This window comes from Enterococcus sp. DIV0183 (assembly GCF_050541505.1).
GTDB lineage: Bacteria > Bacillota > Bacilli > Lactobacillales > Enterococcaceae > Enterococcus > Enterococcus faecalis.
This window is the reverse complement of record NZ_CP172932.1, coordinates 2543830-2564611: the sequence shown is the minus strand read 5'-3', so window position 1 is coordinate 2564611 and position 20782 is coordinate 2543830. Positions and strand designations below refer to the sequence as shown.

Sequence of the window (20782 nt, the reverse complement as noted above, 5' to 3'; positions counted from 1 at the left end):
AAGGAGCACTTATGCGCTATCCAGTTGTGATTCACCCGAACGAACACTTAAAAATGAAGGCTCAACCTGTGACGATTATTACCGATGAAATTGTGCAGTTACTAGAGGATATGTATGAAACAATGCTGGCCCATGATGGGATTGGCTTAGCAGCCCCGCAAATTGGTAAAAATTTGCAAATGGCAGTGATTGAAATCGATGAAGAATCTGGTCGTTTTGAACTAATTAATCCAGTGATTATTGAAAAAAAGGGAACCAGTATTGATGTGGAAGGCTGTTTAAGTATTCCAGAAACATATGGAACCGTTGAACGAGCAGATGAAGTGACTGTCCGTTATTTTGACCGTGAAGGTGAAGAAATGGAAGTTACGGCTTACGGCTATTTAGCTCGAGCTTTTCAACACGAAATTGATCATTTGAACGGCGAGTTATTTATCGATAAAATGATTGAGAAAATTGCACCAGAAGATTTAGAAGCGTATATGGAGGAACATTTTGATGACTAAAATTGTATTTATGGGCACACCAGCCTTTTCTGTTCCGATTTTAGAAAGTTTAATCGAGGCAGGCTATGACGTTCAAGCGGTTGTCACGCAACCAGATCGACCAGTTGGCCGAAAAAAAGTGATTACCCCAACGCCTGTCAAAGAAGCAGCTTTAAAACATAACTTATTAGTCTTACAACCAGAGAAAATTTCAGGTTCTCCTGAAATGGAAAAAGTGATTGACTTAGCACCAGATTTAATTGTGACAGCAGCCTTTGGACAATTTTTACCAGAGAAAATTTTAAAAGCGCCCAAACTAGGTGCGATTAATGTCCATGCCTCACTTTTACCAAAATATCGTGGCGGCGCACCTGTACATTACTCGATTATTGAAGGAGAAAAAGAAACAGGCGTCACGATTATGGAAATGGTGAAAAAAATGGATGCTGGCGCGATTTTATCGCAACGTGCAATTCCGATTACGAAACAAGACGATGTAGGCACCATGTTTGAAAAATTAAGCATTCTAGGAAAAGAACTTTTATTAGAGACGTTACCTAAGCTAATTGCTGGCGAAATTACGCCTATTCCACAAGTGGAAGAAGAGGCTACTTTTTCACCAAATATTACTCGAGAACAAGAACGAATTGACTGGCAAAAAACCGCTGAGGCAATTGATAACCAAGTGCGTGGTATGCGTCCTTGGCCAACAGCGTTCACAACCTATCAAGGGACCAACTGGAAAATTTGGGCAGTGACACCACTGACTGAAACAACAACCAGCGCCCCAGGAACGATTATCCAGCGTAGTAAAAAAGTGCTATGGATTGCTTGTGGTGAAGGGACAGTCCTTCAAATTGATCGCCTGCAACCAGCAGGTAAAGGTCAATTAACGATTCAAGAATTTTTAAATGGCGTTGGTCAAAATGTCGCAGAAAAAGATAAGGTGGACTAACAAAAATGGCTGAAAAAATCCCCAAGAAATTAAAACGTTCTGTTCGATACGTTGCTTTAGAAACCATCGAACGTGTGGATAAAGGTGGGGCGTACTCCAATCTTTTACTTAATGAAATGATGACAAAATCAGAACTAAGCGAGAAAGATGGCCGCTTGTTTACAGAACTTGTCTACGGCACAATTAGTCGCAAATTATTGTTGGAATACTACTTAACACCATTTGTTAAGAAACCGCAAAAAGTCGATAATTGGGTGAGAAATTTATTGATTTTATCGTTATATCAATTACTTTATTTAGATAAAGTGCCCGATCATGCAGTCATTAATGAAGCGGTTGAAATTGGCAAACGTCGTGGCAATCCTGGGATTGGTAAATTCGTGAATGGCGTGCTGCGGGCGTTCCAACGAAATGGAGCACCTAGTTTGGCCGCAATTAGCGATCCAGTTGATCGTTTAGCAACGGAAATTAGCATGCCACGTTGGTTAACAGAAAAATTACTTGCCCAATTAGGCGAAGAAGAAACACGGCAGTTAGGTTTGTCATTATTTGAAAAAAGTCATGCGAGTGGCCGAGTAAACACACGATTTATTTCACGAGAAGAAGCGCTGGAAGAATTACAAGAAACAGGGATTGCCGCGAAGGAAAGTCAACTTTCCCCTTATGGTGTTGTCGCTGAAAAAGGCTACTTAGCTGGCAGTGAACTGTTTATTAACGGTTGTTTAACCATTCAAGATGAAAGCTCTATGCTCGTGGCTCCAGCGATGCAAATTGAACCGCATCATCGTGTCTTGGATGCTTGTGCGGCTCCTGGTGGCAAAACGACTCATATCGCAACTTTTTTAGAGGCTGAAGCAGGTGGTCGTGTGACCTCTTTAGATATTCATGCGCACAAAATTAAGCTAATTAATGAAAATGCGCAACGCCTCCATGTAGCGGATGTCGTCCAAGCAGAAAAGCTTGATGCGCGACAAGTGGCCGAAGAATTTCCCGCAGAAACCTTTGATCGGATTTTAGTTGATGCACCATGTTCAGGCTTAGGGCTAATGCGCCGTAAACCAGACATTAAATACCATAAAACGGCCAATGATTTTCAAAATTTACCTAAAATTCAGTTAGAAATCTTAGAAAGTGTTGCCCCAACACTAAAACAATGGGGTATAATGGTCTATAGCACTTGTACTATTACGCCAGAAGAAAATCAGGAAGTGGTGGCAGCCTTTTTAGCCAAACACCCTGAATTTGAAAAAATTGAAATTGTTGCAAATGAAAACGTCCAAGCAGTAGTAAAAGAGCAAGAACTGGTTCTGTATCCCCATCAATACATGACAGATGGCTTCTTTATTTGCTGTATGCGGAAAGTTAGTTCAAATGAGGTGAAATAATTTGGAAATCAACGTTCAATCAGATGTCGGTCGCAAAAGAAATACGAACCAAGATTATGCCAACGTTTTTGAGAACCAACAACACATAACCTTTGCTGTTTTAGCAGATGGAATGGGTGGTCACCAAGCAGGTGATGTCGCTAGCCAAATGGCAGTCAATAATTTAGGTGAGAGTTGGTCCAATGCGTCTGTCGACTCAGCTGAAAAATCTGCACAGTGGTTAATTCAAGCAATTCAAAAGGAAAATGAAAAAATTTATGAACGCGGACAATCGAAACCAGAGTATTTAGGAATGGGGACAACCGTGGTTGGTGCCATCCTTTTACCGGATTCATTTGTCTTAGCAAATGTGGGGGACAGTCGTGCTTATTTAGTTCGTGACCAACACATGTTACAATTAACAGAAGATCATTCTTTAGTGAATGAACTAGTAAAATCAGGGGAGATTACTCGTGAGATGGCTGCAAATCATCCACGAAAAAATGTCCTAACACGTTCTTTGGGAATGCCTGGTACTGTCGAAGTCGATGTAACCAATCATGAATGGCTGCCTAATGACTATTTACTGTTATGTTCGGACGGTTTAACCAATATGGTTCCTGAGACAAAAATTTTAGAGATTTTAGAGACGTCAGATCCCTTAGAATCCAAATTAAGCCAACTCGTTGCCCAAGCAAATGAAGCGGGTGGTTTAGATAACATTACCGTGTTAGTGATACACTTTGACGAACAGAAGGAGGAAAACCAATGATAGAAATCGGCAAGAAGCTGAATGGTCGATATCACATTATTGGCAGCATCGGAAGCGGCGGCATGGCCAACGTCTATTTAGCACACGATTTAATTTTAGACCGAGACGTTGCAGTAAAAGTCTTGCGCTTTGACTTCCAAAACGATCAAGCCGCCATCCGACGTTTTCAGCGTGAAGCACTAGCCGCAACTGAGCTGGTTCACCCGAATATCGTCAGTGTGTACGATGTAGGCGAAGAAGATGGACTACAATATTTAGTCATGGAATATGTGAAAGGAATGGACTTAAAACGTTACATCCAAACGCATTTCCCAATTCCTTATTCCACAGTTGTGGACATTACGCAACAAATTTTATCTGCTGTCGCAATGGCACATGAACATAGAATTATTCACCGGGATTTAAAACCGCAAAACATTCTGATTGACGAACACGGCACAGTCAAAATTACTGACTTTGGGATTGCGATTGCCTTGTCAGAAACGTCAATTACGCAAACGAACACAATGTTAGGTTCGGTGCATTACTTATCGCCAGAACAAGCGCGCGGAAGCATGGCGACCAACCAATCAGATATTTACGCTGTGGGAATTATTCTCTATGAAATGCTAACAGGGAATGTACCTTTTGATGGTGAATCAGCCGTAACGATTGCCTTAAAACATTTCCAAGAAGAAATTCCTTCTGTCAAAATGTTTGATCCAGGAATTCCTCAATCATTGGAAAATGTGGTTCGTCACGCAACCGCAAAAGACCCAAGCGATCGCTACAAAACAGCGAATGAGATGGCAGAAGACTTATACACGTCCTTGTCAGCCAGTCGTTTAAACGAACCTGCGTGGGAACCAACGGCTTTATTAGGAGAAACGAAAGTATTAACTCCGATTCCCGAAGACATCGCTGAACCGGAAGAGACAACGCCTGTCGAAGTTCCAGAAGATATCGCAGATGACATTTTAGCTGAACAACCACCGAAGAAAAACCGCAAAAAATTGTGGATTGGCTTAGCAATTGCGGCATTAATTGCTTTAGCAATAGGTGGCTTAGCCTTTGCAATGTCGGGTGGTAAAGACGTTGAAGTTCCTGATGTTACAAATGAAACGAAAGCGGCCGCTTCACAAGCGCTACAAAGTGCCGGGCTGAAAGTCGATAGTGAAACCAAAAAAATTCCCGACGATAAGATTGAAGAAGGCAAGGTGGTCAAAACAGACCCCGAAGCAAAATCATCTGTGAAAAAAGGCCGATCTGTTACTTTGTACATCAGCTCTGGGACAGAAAAAATTGAGATGGCCGATTATACAAACGAATCGTATGAATCTGCTGTCGAAGCCTTGAAAAAACTAGGGTTTTCAGAAGACCAAATTACAACAAAAAAAGAATACAGTGATTCTGTGTCTACAGATAACATTATTAAACAAAAACCAGCTGCAGGTAAAAAAGTTGATCCGAAAAAAGACAACGTCACTTTAACGGTCAGTGAAGGACCAGAAGCGGTTACTTTGCCTAGTTACGCCGGTTATTCTTACACAAATGCAGTAAATGCATTGGCACAATTAGGCATTTCTGAATCTCAAATTACGCGTGTCGACCAAGCAAGCGATACGGTAGAACCAGGTTTAGTCATTACGCAAGACCCCGCACCAGGTGGCACCGTGACACCTAAAAATGGCCAAGTGACGTTATATGTAAGTAAAGGTAGCGACAAAGTGACACTTTCTGATTATAGCGGAATTTCTTACGATAATGCGGTAAGTCGCTTAATTGCTTTAGGTATCCCAGAATCTCAAATTAAACGAGTGGACGAAGAAAGCGACAAAGTTGAAAAAGATACCGTGATTAGTCAAGAACCAGCTTCTGGTACCGCTGTTGATCCGAAAAATGACACGATTACTTTACATGTCAGCAAAGGCAGTGACTCAGTAACTGTTCCTGATATTTCAGGTTATTCGCCAAAAGCTGCAGAAGACAGCATCAATAACGCTGGCCTTAAAATCAATGAACAAGGATTATCTGGCTCTGGCGATGGCCAAGTCGTTGAACGAACTAGCCCATCCGCTGGCAGCAAAGTCAAAAAAGGCGACTCTGTTACAGTTTATTATTCAAAAGCAAATGATTCAAAAAGCACCACTAGTGAAAGTAGTACGAGTAATTAAGACAAGAGGTTGGGACAGGAGGGTTTAGCTTCAAGAACCAAGTAGGTACTGTTTAACATCTATTTGCTTTTCAAATAGTGTTTCTCAGCAATAAGAAGAAGCTGTTCCTGTCCCGCCGTTTATCTTAAGATTTAAGTCTAGGAAGGTAAGTCATTTCGACTTATGTCCTAGGCTCTTTTTAATTAATAGAATCGAGAGGCTCCCTTGATTTCTCTGCCACTATCCTGTATATTCGAAAGTAGTTAGGAGTGGTTTATCTGAAAGGTCAAATCAGAAAAGCGTTAAGCGGTTTTTATTATGTATACGCAGATGGAGAAACATATCAAACAAGAGCGCGAGGGAATTTTCGTAATCGAAAAATTACGCCACTCGTGGGAGATGAAGTACTTTTTGAAAGCGATAATTTAACAGATGGTTATGTGTTGGAAATTTTACCAAGACGAAATGAATTAGTGCGCCCGCCTGTTGCAAATGTGGATCTAGGCGTGGTTGTCATGAGTATGGTTTCGCCAAATTTTTCGTTTAATTTGTTGGATCGTTTCTTAGTCAGCTTAGAGTATAAGGATATAGAACCAGTTATTTATTTAACGAAAGTTGATCTATTAGATGAGCCGCAACGTCAAGAAGTCACTGAAATTAAACAGATTTATGAAGCGTTAGGTTATGCGGTAATCGCTTCGGAAGACGTAGAAGCCACCAAAGAATTAGAACGCTTTTTCCCAGAACGATTGACTGTTTTTATGGGACAATCAGGCGCTGGAAAATCAACATTGTTGAATCAAATTTCACCAGAATTACAACTAGCAACTGCGGAAATTTCCCAATCTTTAGGACGGGGCAAACATACGACCCGTCACGTGGAATTGATTCCGTTATACGACGGTTTGGTTGCTGATACACCAGGATTTAGTGCCATCGATTTCTTGGAGATGGAAGCAGTGGAATTACCAAAGCAATTTCCTGAATTTGTTGCCGCGGCCTCTCACTGTAAGTTTCGTGAATGTATGCACCACAAAGAACCTGGTTGTGAAGTGAAACGTCAAGTGGAAGCGGGAACCATTGCGACGAGTCGTTACGAAAATTATTTACAGTTTTTAATGGAAATCGAGAATCGACGACCTGTTTATAAGAAAAAATCATAGCAAATATAAAGGGAGAGAGCCAAATGAAACTAGCACCATCCATTTTAAGTGCCGATTTTGCCAATTTAGAAAGAGATATCCGTTTAGTAGAAGAATTAGGAGCAGATTATATTCATGTTGATGTCATGGACGGTCAATTTGTACCCAACATTACCTTAGGACCGAATATCGTTTCAGCGATTCGTCCAGTGACAAAACTACCATTGGATGTTCATTTGATGATTGTACAACCTGAAAACTATATCAATGCCTTTGCGGAAGCCGGTGCGGATATTATTACCGTCCATCAAGAAGCAACACCCCATATTCATCGTGCCTTACAAATGATTAAAAATGCGGGTGTGAAAGCTGGCGTAACCATCAATCCTGGGACACCACTTTCGATGATCAAAAATGTATTAGACTTGGCAGATCAAGTCTTGGTAATGACTGTCAATCCAGGCTTTGGCGGACAATCATTTATTGAAAACTCACTAGAAAAAATTGCTCAATTAAAAGAATGGAAAGAAACAAAAGGATACACCTATGAAATTGAAGTCGATGGCGGGATTGTTCCTGAAACTGCCGCACGTTGTAAAGAAGCCGGTGCGGAAGTGTTCGTTGCAGGCTCCTACATTTATAATGCTGAAAATCCTCAAGAACGAATCGATGCACTGAGAGCAGTGCTAGACAAATGAGTCATGTCTTACTGGTAGCTGGGGGCAATCCAAGTGATTGGCCAACCATTGAACCAGCTACGTATGATTATTTCGTAGGTATTGATCGCGGCTGTCTCCATTTATTAGAGGCCGATTTACCGTTACAATTAGCGGTGGGCGATTTTGATTCATTATCACGAGAAGAATACCATTTTGTCCAAGAAACTGCCGAAACACTCATTCAAGCACCTGCTGAAAAAGATGATACAGACACACAATTAGCGCTTCAAGAAGCTTTACAACGATTTCCACAAGCAGAGATGACGATTATCGGTGCGACAGGGGGCAGAATTGACCACCTGTTAGCCAATCTTTGGTTACCCTTTGAACCACGATTTCAAGGCGTACTTCGTCAAATCCGTCTATGCGATCGTCAAAATAGCATCCAGTATTACGCCCCTGGTTCGTATATCGTACCGAAAGAGCCAGATAAAGAATATCTGGCCTACTGCTGTTTGACGCCTGTAGAAAACTTGACGCTACGACGTAGTAAATATTTATTAACCAATCAAGATGTTCCTTACCCAACATCGTATGCAAGTAATGAATTTATCGAAGAAGCCGCTGCTTTTTCCTTCGATGCAGGGATGATTGCGGTTATTCAAAGTAAAGATAAGTAAAAAGAAGTTGGACCTTCATCAAAGTGATGAAGGTCCAACTTCTTTTTTTTTTGCAATAAAAAAAGCCGAACAACGAACGTCCAGCTTTGCTTATTTAAGTTTATTAAACACGTTCGATTTTACCAGATTTCAAAGCACGAGTTGACACCCAAACTTTTTTAGGTTTACCATCGATTAATACACGAACTTTTTGTAAGTTAGGTTTCACAGTGCGTTTTGTTGAGTTCATCGCATGTGAACGGTTATTACCACTTGAAGTCTTACGACCAGTGAAGTAACATACTTTTGCCATTTTAAGTTTCCTCCTTTGCCTTGATCTTGGAGCGATAATATTCAGCTCATACTAACTTAATTTATCATATTAGGCACTGATTTGCAAGAAGATTTTTTTCTATGATTTGACTTTAGCAATCAAAAAGAGTAAATTGAAATCTTGCTAGAATGTTCACTTAGAAGTGGAAGAATGAAAATATCTGACGAACTTCCTTTTAATTAAAGGCTGGATATGATAAAATGTTATGGAAGAAAATAGGGCGAATGTGCTCTTATAAGGAGGCTTTCATCAATGGCTGTAAAAATTCAAACACCCGCAGGTACCATTGAGATTACCAATGATGTGATCGCTACAGTAGTTGGCGGAGCTGCGACAGATATTTACGGAATTGTCGGAATGGCAAGCAAAAATCAAATTAAAGATAACTTAAACGATATTTTACGTCGTGAGAATTACTCACGTGGTGTCGTTGTTCGTCAAGAAGACAACGGAATCGCAGTGGATGTCTACACGATTGTTAGTTATGGTACAAAAATTTCTGAAGTTTCTCGTAACGTCCAAGAAAAAGTAAAATATAATCTTGAAACATTATTAGGTGTCACTGCGAATTCAGTTAACGTTTTTGTTCAAGGAGTTCGTGTATTACCGGATTAGAGGTAGTGTACTGTCAACGATGCAATTGCACAAGGAAGTCGTGTGTTGCCGTTAGCGGTAAATCTGAAGGAGGATTTTTTAGGTGAATGTAACAGAAATCAGCGCAGGTCAGTTCCAGGAAATGGTCCAGGCAGGTGCGACTCGTCTGCACACAAATGCAGAATATGTCAACTCATTAAACGTTTTCCCTGTACCCGATGGTGATACAGGAACAAATATGAACTTATCAATGACCAGTGGTGCAAAGGCTGTGGCCGATTCTCGCTCTGAAAAAGTAGGAGAATTAGCAGGTGCGTTATCCAAAGGGTTATTAATGGGTGCTCGTGGAAATTCTGGGGTTATTTTATCTCAATTATTCCGCGGCTTCTCAAAACAAATTCCTGAGGTTACAACATTAAATGCCAAAGACTTGGCCGCTGCATTTACACATGGTGTAGAAACAGCGTATAAAGCAGTGATGAAACCCGTTGAAGGAACAATCTTAACTGTTTCTCGTGAAGCGGCGCGTTCTGGTGAACGTAAAGCGAAAGAAACAGATGACTGTATCGAAGTTATGACAGCTGTTGTAGCAGGTGCTAAACGTGCCTTAGCGAAAACACCTGATTTATTACCTGTCCTAAAAGAAGTCGGCGTTGTAGATAGTGGGGGTCAAGGACTACTATTTATCTATGAAGGATTTTTAGAAGCGCTTAGTGGTGAATTTTTACCAACTGAAACCTATGAACCAAGTCCTGCCGAAATGGACGAAATGGTTAATGCTGAACATCACCGTGGTGTTAGTGGCCACGTTGCGACAGAAGACATTAAATTTGGCTATTGTACAGAAATTATGGTTCGTATCGGCGAAGGCCCAACCGTGGACAGCGCTTTTGATTATGAAACATTCAGAAACTACTTAAATGAACTAGGCGATTCTCTATTAGTCGTTAACGATGACGAAATTATCAAAGTTCACGTACACACTGAGCATCCAGGTGAAGTGATGAACTACGGCCAAAAATTTGGTTCGTTAGTAAAAATAAAAGTAGACAATATGCGTTTACAACATGAAACGTTAGTTGAACGCGATGCTCAGCAAGAAGCGTTGACTGAAAAAGTTCGCGTACCGTTTGCTGTGATTGCTATTGCAGCCGGTGAAGGCGTTCAAGAATTATTCCGAAGTTTAGGTGCAAGCTACATTATTAGTGGTGGCCAAACAATGAACCCAAGTACGGAAGATATTTTAAAAGCAGTCAAAGAAGTGAATGCAGAGCAAGTCATTATCTTACCAAATAACAAAAACATCTTTATGGCAGCTGATCAAGCAGCAGAAGTTGCCGATGTACCAGTAGCGGTTGTTCCATCTAAAACCATTTCTCAAGGAATGACAGCAATGTTAGCTTTCAATGATCAACAATCATTAGAAGAAAACAAAGCAAGTATGACGGAAATGTTAGACAGCGTTGTGAGTGGTCAAGTAACCACAGCTGTTCGTGACACAACCATTGATGACGTTGAAATTAAAAAAGATGACTTCTTAGGAATGATTGATGGTAAAATCGTCGTTTCTGAAGCAGATCGTTTTAATGCATCATTAGACACGTTGAACCGCATGATTGATGAAGACACTGAAATCGTGACAATTATTGTCGGCGAAGATGGTTCGGTTGAAGAAGCTGAAAAGCTAATCGCTATTTTAGTTTCTGAAAACGATGAACTAGAAACAGAACTTCATGAAGGTGGACAACCTGTGTATCCATACTTATTCTCAGCAGAATAGGTTTTCGTGATGAAAAAATAAAAACGAATAGGCTGGTTCATTAGTTAGGGCTAATGAACCAGCCTATTTAATGAATGATCCATTTTTTTGCGTATATTAATGAGGAGGGGATTTTATGGACATCACAGATTTAGTCAGCGTATTGCCCGGTGTTGGCCCAAAACGTGCTGAAAATTTACAAGAACTGGGGATTGCTACAATTGAAGACTTATTGACGTATTATCCCTTCCGCTACGATGATATCCAAGAAAAGGATTTAAGCGAGATTCAGGATCAGGAAAAAGTTACGCTAAAAGGGCTAGTGGTTTCGGAAGCAGTCGTTAGTCGGTACGGTTATAAGAAGAGCCGGTTAACGTTTCGAATGATGCAGGAACATGCGGTCATTAATGTTTCCTTCTTCAACCAACCTTTTTTAAAAGACAAAGTAGTTCTTTCCGAAGAAATTGCTGTTTATGGCAAGTGGGACGCCAAGAGAAAATCATTAAATGGCATGAAAATCTTAGCTTCTAAAGGAGACAATGAAGATTTCGCCCCCATTTATCATGTGAATAAAAAAGTCCGCCAAAGCACGTTGGTTCAGTTAATCCGCACTGCTTTTGAAGAGTATGGTTCACTGATTGAAGAGATTTTACCGAATGATTTATTAGAAAAGTACCGCTTGATGCCTAGAAAAGAAGCAATGTGGGCGATGCATTTTCCCAGTAATCCAGAAGAAAGCCATCAAGCTAAACGACGAGTAGTCTTTGAAGAGTTTTTCCTTTTCCAACTTAAAATGCAAGGACTGAAGAAACAAGAAAAAGCGGAAAAAAATGGTTTAGCTATTCAATATGACGTGGATCGCTTAAAAACGTTCACCCAAGGACTGCCGTTTGAATTGACAGGCGCCCAAAAAAAAGTGACCAATGAAATTTGTCGAGACTTGCGAAGTCCAAAGCATATGCAACGATTGCTTCAAGGTGACGTGGGGAGTGGGAAAACGGTAGTGGCTGCGATTGCGCTATACGCCACCATGACCGCTGGCTTTCAAGGGGCGTTAATGGTTCCGACTGAAATTTTAGCGCAGCAACACATGGAAAGCTTACAGCAGTTGTTTGATCCATTAGAAGTGCGAACGGCCTTATTAACAGGTTCCACCAAAACGAAAGAACGTCGTCTAATTCTCGAAGAACTGGCCAATGGCGAGATTGACATTGTGGTAGGGACCCATGCTTTGATACAACAAGATGTCAGTTTCCATCAATTAGGTTTGGTAATCACCGATGAGCAACATCGTTTTGGTGTGAATCAGAGAAAAATATTAAGAGAAAAAGGCTTAAAACCAGATGTTTTATTCATGACGGCCACTCCGATTCCTCGAACGCTGGCCATTACAGCCTATGGCGAAATGGATGTATCAATCATCGATGAAATGCCAGCTGGACGGATTCCAATCGAAACACGTTGGATTCGGCCGCCGCAGTTAGATACTGTTTTAGAATGGATGGAAAAAGAGCTAGCTCGAGGACATCAAGCCTATATTATTTGTCCCTTGATTGAAGAATCAGAAGCCTTAGATGTGAAAAACGCAACAGAAATTTTTGAACATATGCAAAGCTTTTATTCCCCAAGATATCAAGTGGGATTGCTACACGGTAAAATGAAAAACCAAGAAAAAGATGACATTATGCAGGAGTTCAAAGACAATCAGCTACAATTATTGGTTTCTACCACAGTTATTGAAGTTGGCGTGAATGTACCAAATGCCACGGTGATGTTAATTATGGATGCGGACCGGTTTGGGTTAGCACAGTTACATCAGTTACGGGGCCGTGTGGGGCGTGGCTCCAGTGCTTCTTATTGTATTTTAGTAGCCAATCCGAAAAATGAAATGGGCGTTGAGCGTATGAAAATCATGACAGAAACCACCAATGGTTTTGTCTTGAGTGAGCGTGATTTGGAACTTCGCGGACCTGGGGAATTGTTCGGTGCACGGCAATCAGGGGTGCCTCAATTTGCGGTAGGAGATATCGTGACGGACTTTAACATTTTAGAAGTTGCGCGCCAAGAAGCAAGTGCCCTATGGAAAGTGAAAGAGTGGTGGCAATATCCTGCTTATCAAGGCTTAGCCAATCGAGTGAAACCCCAAGATGAGGCGGCCCAATTTTTCGATTAGAAGAGGTAATTTTTGAAGCCAGAAAGTAAAAGCCAATGCGTATTTCTTTGAAAAAAATATGTTATACTTGTTAGGAAACAAAAAAGTAGGAGGGAATCACTCATGAAAATTGCTGTAGATGCAATGGGTGGAGATAACGCCCCACAAGCAATTGTTGAAGGGGTTATGCTAGCCAAACAAGACTTCCCAGACATTGAATTTCAATTATATGGAAAAGAAGCCGAAATAAAAAAATACATCACCGATGAAAAAAACATTACGATTATTCATACCGATGAAAAAATTGCTAGTGACGATGAGCCAGTTAAAGCAATCCGTCGTAAGAAAACTGCTTCCATGGTTTTAGCAGCGCAAGCAGTTAAAAATGGGGAAGCCGATGCGATTTTTTCTGCAGGCAACACCGGAGCGCTATTAGCAGCGGGTCTGTTCATTGTCGGCCGCATCAAAAATGTGGAACGTCCCGGTTTGATGTCAACTTTACCTGTCATGGGAGAACCAGACAAAGGGTTTGACATGTTAGATTTAGGAGCCAATGCAGACAATAAACCAGAACATTTGGTTCAGTATGCCGTTTTAGGTTCATTCTATGCTGAAAAAGTTCGGAACGTTCAGAATCCTCGTGTCGGTCTATTAAATAACGGAACTGAGGAAACAAAGGGCAGTGAATTAACGAAAAAAGCCTTCGAATTGTTAGCAGCAGATGAAACGATTAATTTTGTCGGAAACGTTGAAGCACGAGAATTATTAAATGGCGTAGCTGACGTGGTGGTGACAGATGGCTTCACAGGAAATGCCGTTTTAAAATCCATCGAAGGCACAGCTATGAACATGATGAGCTTGCTGAAAACAGCGATTCTTTCTGAAGGTGTCAAAGGAAAAATGGGTGCCTTATTATTAAAGAATGCGTTGCGTGGCATGAAAGACGAAATGGACTACTCAAAACATGGGGGAGCGGTTTTATTTGGCTTAAAAGCGCCAGTCATTAAAACGCATGGGGCCACGGGTCCTGATGCCGTCCGCTACACCATTCGTCAAATTCATACAATGTTAGAAACCCAAGTTGTCCCACAATTAGTGGAATATTATGAAGGCAAAGCAGAGTAATTTGCAATTGTCTTGACATCAGTTTGTTACTCAAATGAAAAAAAGATGGACAAATACCCAAATTGTGAGTACAATGTATCTTAGCGTTTTAGTAAAAGAAAGAACCTTTTTTCAAAAGCAGTGGAGGTGAATACAGTTGACTCGTGAAGAAGTACTTCAAAAAGTAGCGAAGATTATCTCAAACCACTTTGATATTGAAGCGGATCAAGTAACAGATCAATTAAACATTAAAGATGATTTGAACGCTGACTCAATTAGCGTAATGGAGTTTGTTTTAGAACTTGAAGATGAATTTGGAACAGAGATTTCAGATGAAGATGCAGAAAAAATTGAAACAGTTGGTGCCGCTGTAGATTATATTGTGAGTAATTCATAAAAAATAATAAGACAAAGTCGATTAACATTCCTGTTAATCGACTTTTTTTGCGTACATAATGGTTATTTTATTAAGCAATAAGGCTATTTTTACACATATTTTTGTAAAAAAAATCATACATGTAAAAAAATAACTGCGAAAAAAGTTATTTTATCTTGCTTTTTATGGAATAATTCTATAAAATTATGAAAAAACAATGAGCTGTAAATTAACATTGATAAAAATTAGAAAGTGCTATCATTAAATATTAGTTAATTTATATAATGTTTTTGAAAGGACGTAAGGGGTGCGTATGGATGCAAGGAAATGAACAATTACTAGAGGTTTCAGGATTAGAAACAGCATTTAGAATCAAAGATGATTATTATAATGCCGTCGATGATGTTTCATTTGAATTGAAGAAAAATGAGATTCTGGCAATCGTCGGAGAATCTGGTTGTGGAAAAAGTACCTTAGCAACAACGATTATGGGCTTACATGATCCCAATCATACCAAAATTACTGGGGAAATTTTATACAACAATTTAAACTTAACTACGTTTAATGAAACATTGTACAACAAAGTCAGAGGAAACGATATTGGGATGATTTTCCAAGATCCGTTGTCTGCACTGAATCCGCTCATGCGAATTGAAGACCAAATTAAAGAAAGTCTCACGTATCATACCAAAATGACCGCACAACAAAAACAAGCACGGGCCATTGAACTGTTAGATCAAGTGGGGATTCCCAACCCAGAGCGTGTCGGGAAACAGTATCCTCATGAATTGTCTGGCGGCATGCGCCAACGGGTGATTATTGCCATTGCAATCGCGTGTAAACCACCGATTTTAATTGCAGATGAACCCACAACGGCCTTAGACGTTACCATTCAGGCACAAATTCTCGATTTGTTAAAAGATTTGCAAGAAGAAACAGGGAGCGGCATTATTTTAATTACCCATGACTTAGGTGTAGTTGCGGAAATGGCTGATCGTGTAGCGGTTATGTATGCGGGTCAGTTTGTAGAAGTAGCCACTGCTGAAGAATTGTTTAGTCATCCGAAACATCCATATACACGTTCCTTACTTCAGTCCATTCCCCAAGAGAATTCAGATGAAGAAGAACTTCATGTGATTGAAGGGATTGTTCCTTCGTTAACCAAATTACCTAGAAAAGGTTGTCGGTTTGCTCCACGAATTCCTTGGATTGATGCATCGGAACATGAAGAAAATCCAACATTACATGAAGTTGCACCGAATCATTTTGTTCGTTGTACATGTTATAAACATTTTCATTTTAGAGACGGGGAAGGGGAAGCGTAATGACAGAAATTATTCAAATTAAAGATTTAAAAGTTCATTATCCAATTCGCAGCGGCTTCTTCAATCGAATCACTGATCATGTTTTGGCGGTTGATGGTGTGGATTTCATGATTGAACAAGGTAAAACGTATGGGTTAGTTGGTGAATCGGGTTCTGGAAAATCAACGACAGGAAAAGCAATTATTGGTTTAGAAAAAATTACAAATGGTGAAATTATTTATCAAGGACAAGATGTAACCAAGCCGCGAAGTCGAAAAGCGATTGGATACAACAAAGATGTCCAAATGATTTTCCAAGATTCGATGTCAAGTTTAAACCCTAAAAAACGAGTACTAGATATTATCGCCGAACCAATTCGAAATTTTGAACGGTTAAGTGACCAAGAAGAAAAGAAAAAAGTCAAAAGTTTGTTGGATATTGTGGGGATGCCAGAAGATGCGTTGTACAAATATCCTCATGAATTTTCTGGTGGACAACGCCAACGTTTAGGCGTCGCCCGAGCGGTGGCTACTAGCCCCAAATTAATTATTGCAGATGAACCTGTTTCAGCACTGGACTTATCTGTGCAAGCACAGGTATTGAATTTTATGAAGAACATTCAACAGGAATATGGGTTAAGTTACTTATTTATTTCCCATGATTTGGGCGTAGTTAAACATATGTGTGACAACATTGCCATTATGTACAAAGGCCGTTTTGTAGAAATCGGTACACGCCAAGATATTTACACTAATCCACAACACATTTATACCAAACGCTTACTTTCAGCAATTCCTAAAATTGACGTAGCGAACCGAGAAGCTCACAAAGAAGAACGAAGAAGAGTTGAGCAAGAGTATCGGGAAAATCATAAAGACTATTATGATGAAAATGGGCGGGTTTATAACTTACATGCGATTAGTCCAACCCACCAAGTAGCGTTAAAAAATGGAGGTGCTGAATAATGTGGAAAACAATTTTACGCCGTTTGTTATTGATGATTCCGCAAGTGATTATTTTAAGTGTCTTGATTTTCCTATTGGCTAAAATGATGCCAGGTGATCCGTTTACAGGATTGATTAATCCGAACCAAGACCCGAAAGTGATTGAAGCCATGCGCGAAGCTGCCGGGTTAAATGATCCTTGGTACGAACAATATTTCCGTTGGATTGGCAATGCCTTACATGGAGATTTTGGGCATAGTTTTATCTTTAAATTACCTGTGTCCACGCTCATTGCTGGTCGGGTGGGGAATACGATTGCATTGGCCGCTGTATCAGTCATAATCACTTATTTAATCGCCATTCCTTTCGGTTTAATTGCTGGCCGTTACCAAAATTCATGGTTTGACAAAATGGTGGTTATCTACAACTTCTTCAGTTTTGCCGTGCCATTATTCATCTTTGCCTTGATTATGCTCTTTATTTTTGGGTATCGCTTAGACTGGTTCCCAACGAGTGGAACCGTGACTGTTGGTTTGGCTGAGGGAACATGGCCGTATTATTTAGATAAACTGAAGCATTTAATTTTACCAGGGGTCACTCAAGCGTTGCTAGGGACAGCGGTCACTATTCAATATTTGCGCAGTGAAGTGATTGATGTTAAAAACATGGACTTTGTTCGTACTGCTCGTTCAAAAGGAGTGCCAACGAATAAAATTTTTAATCGACACATTTTTAGAAATGCAGCATTACCAATTGCCTCTCAATTAGGTTATGAAATTACTGCTTTGATTGCCGGATCAGTCGTTATTGAAAAGATTTTTGCTTTCCCAGGAATTGGAAAATTATTTATTGATAGTATCATTCAACGTGACTATTCCGTTATTACCGCTCTCGTGTTGATTTTGGGATTGGCAACCCTTATCGGAACCTTAATTTCTGATATTGTAATGAGTATTGTTGATCCAAGAATTCGAATTCAGTAGAAAAAACACGAAGAAAGGGTGATAAAAATGGAATTGACAGAAGAAAAAAGAGAAGAAGTCTTACAAGAAAGTATTCCACCAATGGGCTTTCGGATGATTGCGCGAGAATTCGTCAAAGAAAAAATGGCGATGTTTTCTTTAATCCTTTTGGTCATTATCTTATTAGCCGTTTTTATCGGTTCGTTAGTGTTAGACCAAAGTGCCGTTATGCATGTAAGTATTTTAGATAAATATGCGGAACCAGGTACCGTTACAATGAATGGCACCAAGTTCATTTTAGGTGCCGATGAAGGTGGTCGTGATGTTTTAGGACAATTGATTATCGGGGCTAGGAACTCGATTTTAATCGGTTTTGCCATTACGATTATTACGTCTATTATCGGGGTCGGTTTAGGGATTATTTCCGGTTATTATGGAGGTATGATTGATAATATTTTGATGCGTATCGTGGATTTTATTATGATTTTGCCAATTATGTTAATTATTATTGTGTTCGTTTCCGTGATTCCTAAATATAGTATCTGGTCCTTTATTTGGATTATGTGTGCGTTTTATTGGGTTGGAAAAGCGCGGTTGTTCCGCAGTAAAACGTTATCTGAAGGGCGCCGAGATTACGTTAGTGCCTCTAAGACAATGGGAACAAGCGATTTTAAAATTATGTTTCGAGAAATTATGCCGAATTTAAGTTCATTAATTATTACGAACTTAACGATTAATTTCGCGGCCAATATCGGGATCGAAACAACGTTAACTTTCTTAGGCTTCGGGTTACCACAAAGTGTCCCAAGTTTAGGAACCTTAATTGGCTACGCCAGCAGTGGGGATGTATTAGTCAATAAACAATGGGTTTGGTTACCTGCATCAATTCTAATTTTAGTCTTGATGTTAAGTATAAACTATGTTGGACAAGCATTTAAGCGCTCAGCAGATGCACGACAACGATTAGGCTAATTAGCCAAAAAATGAGGGAGGAAAAGAGATGAACAAGAAACGGATTTTAGGTGCAATCACGTTAGCTTCTGTGTTAGTATTCGGGTTAGCTGCATGTGGTGGCGGCAATAAAGGCGGGGGCAATAAAGCAACGGAAACAGAAGACATTTCAAAAATGCCAATCGCTGTTAAAAATGATAAAAAAGCAATTGATGGCGGGACATTAGATGTCGCTGTAGTTATGGATACACAATTCCAAGGACTTTTCCAGCAAGAATTTTATCAAGACAACTATGATGCACAATACATGCTTCCAACAGTACAGCCATTATTTAACAATGATGCAGACTTTAAGATTGTCGATGGGGGTCCTGCGGATCTGAAATTAGATGAAGATGCCAATACAGCAACCATTAAATTACGTGACAATTTGAAATGGTCTGACGGTAAAGATGTGACGGCAGATGACGTGATTTTCTCTTATGAAGTCATTGGTCATAAAGACTATACAGGGATTCGTTATGATGATAACTTTACGAATATTGTTGGCATGGAAGACTACCATGCTGGTAAATCACCAACCATTTCTGGCATAGAAAAAGTCAATGATAAAGAAGTTAAAATCACTTATAAAGAAGTTCACCCAGGAATGCAACAATTAGGTGGCGGTGTTTGGGGTTCTGTTTTACCAAAACATGCCTTTGAAGGAATTGCTGTTAAAGACATGGAATCAAGCGATGCAGTTCGTAAAAACCCTGTAACTATTGGACCATACTACATGAGTAATATTGTGACAGGTGAATCTGTTGAATACCTACCAAATGAGCATTACTACGGTGGCAAACCTAAATTAGATAAATTAGTGTTCAAATCTGTTCCTTCTGCGAGTATTGTAGAAGCGATGAAAGCGAAACAATACGATATTGCATTATCAATGCCAACAGATACGTATCCAACATACAAAGATACTGAAGGGTATCAAATCTTAGGACGTCCCGAACAAGCCTACACGTATATTGGCTTTAAAATGGGTACGTTTGACAAAGAAACCAATACAGTGAAATACAATCCAAAAGCTAAAATGGCAGATAAAAGCTTACGTCAAGCCATGGGCTATGCAATTGACAATGATGCAGTCGGCCAAAAATTCTACAACGGCTTACGAACAGGGGCAACAACGTTAATCCCACCAGTCTTCAAGAGCTTGCATGATAGCGAAGCGAAAGGCTATACGCTTGATTTAGACAAAGCGAAAAAATTATTAGACGATGCTGGTTATAAAGACGTAGACGGCGATGGCATTCGCGAAGACAAAGAAGGCAAACCACTAGAAATCAAGTTTGCTTCAATGTCAGGCGGCGAAACTGCACAACCACTTGCTGATTACTATGTCCAACAATGGAAAGAAATTGGCTTAAACGTAACGTATACAACAGGACGCTTAATTGATTTCCAAGCATTCTATGATAAATTGAAAAATGATGACCCAGAAGTAGATATCTATCAAGGCGCGTGGGGCACAGGTTCAGATCCTTCACCAACCGGCTTATATGGTCCAAACTCAGCCTTTAACTATACACGTTTTGAGTCAGAAGAAAATACTAAATTACTTGATGCGATTGATTCAAAAGCATCATTTGATGAAGAAAAACGTAAAAAAGCCTTCTACGATTGGCAAGAGTATGCCATTGATGAAGCGTTTGTAATCCCAACGCTTTACAGAAATGAAGTCTTGCCTGTCAACGACCGTGTAGTTGACTTTACTTGGGCAGTTGATACGAAAGATAATCCATGGGCAACGGTGGGTGTCACAGCAGACTCACGGAAATAAAAAAACAGATTCTAGAAGACATAAAGCTCTTCTAGAATCTGTTTTTTTGGATAGGATAGTTTCTTAGGCCATCTTATTTTATGTGAAAATTTTTGTTACTTTAAGCAATTACAATTTATATGTATGCGTTATTTTTTTGTTATAGATGAATTGTTTTTTATGCAGTATGGTTTTTGATGGGAGGTTCTGTTTTTTTATTTTATTTAGTGTGTATATCTACATATTTGTTATGAAATGTTATTTTTTTTATTATATATATAATACTTCCTTTACGTATAAAGAACGATAAGTTACAATTAGATT

19 protein-coding genes are annotated in these 20782 nt (G+C 39.8%); 18 read left to right on the top strand and 1 reads right to left on the bottom strand.

Annotation, left to right across the window (positions count from 1 at the left end; genetic code table 11):
* Window positions 1-11 precede the first annotated feature (11 nt).
* The 8 genes from def (at window position 12) to IGK72_RS12360 (ending at window position 8189) form a co-directional block, all read left to right on the top strand.
* A complete protein-coding gene (gene def, locus IGK72_RS12395) occupies window positions 12-506 on the top strand; it encodes a peptide deformylase (RefSeq protein ID WP_002371656.1) in 495 nt (164 codons plus the stop codon).
* Window positions 499-1440 carry a methionyl-tRNA formyltransferase gene (gene fmt / locus IGK72_RS12390; RefSeq protein WP_002367438.1) on the top strand — a complete coding sequence of 314 codons (942 nt, stop codon included), beginning with the start codon at window positions 499-501 and terminating at the stop codon, window positions 1438-1440. The genes def and fmt overlap by 8 nt, the downstream gene beginning before the upstream one ends.
* Before the next feature lie 5 nt (window positions 1441-1445).
* A complete protein-coding gene (rsmB, locus tag IGK72_RS12385; RefSeq protein ID WP_002367437.1) occupies window positions 1446-2825 on the top strand; it encodes a 16S rRNA (cytosine(967)-C(5))-methyltransferase RsmB in 1380 nt (459 codons plus the stop codon).
* Window position 2826: 1 nt separating this feature from the next.
* The gene (locus tag IGK72_RS12380) at window positions 2827-3576 is read left to right on the top strand and encodes a Stp1/IreP family PP2C-type Ser/Thr phosphatase (RefSeq protein ID WP_002354922.1); all 750 of its coding nucleotides are present in this window, start codon (window positions 2827-2829) and stop codon (window positions 3574-3576) included.
* The gene (gene ireK / locus IGK72_RS12375; RefSeq protein ID WP_002380961.1) at window positions 3573-5729 is read left to right on the top strand and encodes a serine/threonine protein kinase IreK; all 2157 of its coding nucleotides are present in this window, start codon (window positions 3573-3575) and stop codon (window positions 5727-5729) included. The genes IGK72_RS12380 and ireK overlap by 4 nt, the downstream gene beginning before the upstream one ends.
* Before the next feature lie 248 nt (window positions 5730-5977).
* Window positions 5978-6871, top strand: coding sequence for a ribosome small subunit-dependent GTPase A (rsgA, locus tag IGK72_RS12370; RefSeq protein ID WP_002359046.1), 894 nt, complete (start codon window positions 5978-5980; stop codon window positions 6869-6871).
* 23 nt (window positions 6872-6894) lie between these two features.
* Window positions 6895-7548 (top strand): ribulose-phosphate 3-epimerase, encoded by a 654-nt coding sequence (gene rpe / locus IGK72_RS12365; RefSeq protein ID WP_023894674.1) that lies wholly within the window; start codon window positions 6895-6897, stop codon window positions 7546-7548.
* Window positions 7545-8189 carry a thiamine diphosphokinase gene (locus tag IGK72_RS12360; protein ID WP_023894673.1) on the top strand — a complete coding sequence of 215 codons (645 nt, stop codon included), beginning with the start codon at window positions 7545-7547 and terminating at the stop codon, window positions 8187-8189. Before rpe ends, IGK72_RS12360 begins: the two co-directional genes overlap by 4 nt.
* Window positions 8190-8292: 103 nt before the next feature.
* Here IGK72_RS12360 and rpmB read toward each other — a convergent pair whose 3' ends face one another.
* On the bottom strand, window positions 8293-8481 hold the full coding sequence (gene rpmB / locus IGK72_RS12355) for a 50S ribosomal protein L28 (RefSeq protein ID WP_002354928.1): 189 nt from the start codon (window positions 8479-8481) through the stop codon (window positions 8293-8295).
* 273 nt (window positions 8482-8754) lie between these two features.
* Here rpmB and IGK72_RS12350 point away from each other — a divergent pair, with 273 nt between their 5' ends.
* From IGK72_RS12350 to opp2A, 10 genes are all read left to right on the top strand, one after another.
* Window positions 8755-9117 carry an Asp23/Gls24 family envelope stress response protein gene (locus IGK72_RS12350; RefSeq protein WP_002354933.1) on the top strand — a complete coding sequence of 121 codons (363 nt, stop codon included), beginning with the start codon at window positions 8755-8757 and terminating at the stop codon, window positions 9115-9117.
* Between the two features lie 82 nt (window positions 9118-9199).
* Window positions 9200-10876 carry a DAK2 domain-containing protein gene (locus IGK72_RS12345; RefSeq protein ID WP_002354936.1) on the top strand — a complete coding sequence of 559 codons (1677 nt, stop codon included), beginning with the start codon at window positions 9200-9202 and terminating at the stop codon, window positions 10874-10876.
* A 115-nt stretch (window positions 10877-10991) separates the two neighbouring features.
* Window positions 10992-13028, top strand: a complete 2037-nt coding sequence (recG, locus tag IGK72_RS12340) for an ATP-dependent DNA helicase RecG (RefSeq protein ID WP_430608818.1) — start codon at window positions 10992-10994, stop codon at window positions 13026-13028.
* Between the two features lie 102 nt (window positions 13029-13130).
* Window positions 13131-14132, top strand: coding sequence for a phosphate acyltransferase PlsX (gene plsX / locus IGK72_RS12335; protein ID WP_002354938.1), 1002 nt, complete (start codon window positions 13131-13133; stop codon window positions 14130-14132).
* Between the two features lie 136 nt (window positions 14133-14268).
* On the top strand, window positions 14269-14508 hold the full coding sequence (gene acpP / locus IGK72_RS12330; RefSeq protein WP_002354939.1) for an acyl carrier protein: 240 nt from the start codon (window positions 14269-14271) through the stop codon (window positions 14506-14508).
* A 263-nt stretch (window positions 14509-14771) separates the two neighbouring features.
* Window positions 14772-15812: an oligopeptide ABC transporter ATP-binding protein Opp2D gene (gene opp2D / locus IGK72_RS12325; protein WP_002365359.1), complete on the top strand. Its 1041-nt coding sequence runs from the start codon at window positions 14772-14774 to the stop codon at window positions 15810-15812.
* Window positions 15812-16756 carry an oligopeptide ABC transporter ATP-binding protein Opp2F gene (gene opp2F / locus IGK72_RS12320; protein ID WP_002354942.1) on the top strand — a complete coding sequence of 315 codons (945 nt, stop codon included), beginning with the start codon at window positions 15812-15814 and terminating at the stop codon, window positions 16754-16756. Before opp2D ends, opp2F begins: the two co-directional genes overlap by 1 nt.
* Window positions 16756-17718 (top strand): oligopeptide ABC transporter permease Opp2B, encoded by a 963-nt coding sequence (gene opp2B, locus IGK72_RS12315; protein WP_002354943.1) that lies wholly within the window; start codon window positions 16756-16758, stop codon window positions 17716-17718. The genes opp2F and opp2B overlap by 1 nt, the downstream gene beginning before the upstream one ends.
* Before the next feature lie 27 nt (window positions 17719-17745).
* A complete protein-coding gene (gene opp2C, locus IGK72_RS12310) occupies window positions 17746-18669 on the top strand; it encodes an oligopeptide ABC transporter permease Opp2C (RefSeq protein ID WP_002365358.1) in 924 nt (307 codons plus the stop codon).
* 28 nt (window positions 18670-18697) lie between these two features.
* Window positions 18698-20479 (top strand): oligopeptide ABC transporter substrate-binding protein Opp2A, encoded by a 1782-nt coding sequence (opp2A, locus tag IGK72_RS12305; RefSeq protein WP_033786643.1) that lies wholly within the window; start codon window positions 18698-18700, stop codon window positions 20477-20479.
* The last annotated feature ends 303 nt before the right edge of the window (window positions 20480-20782 follow it).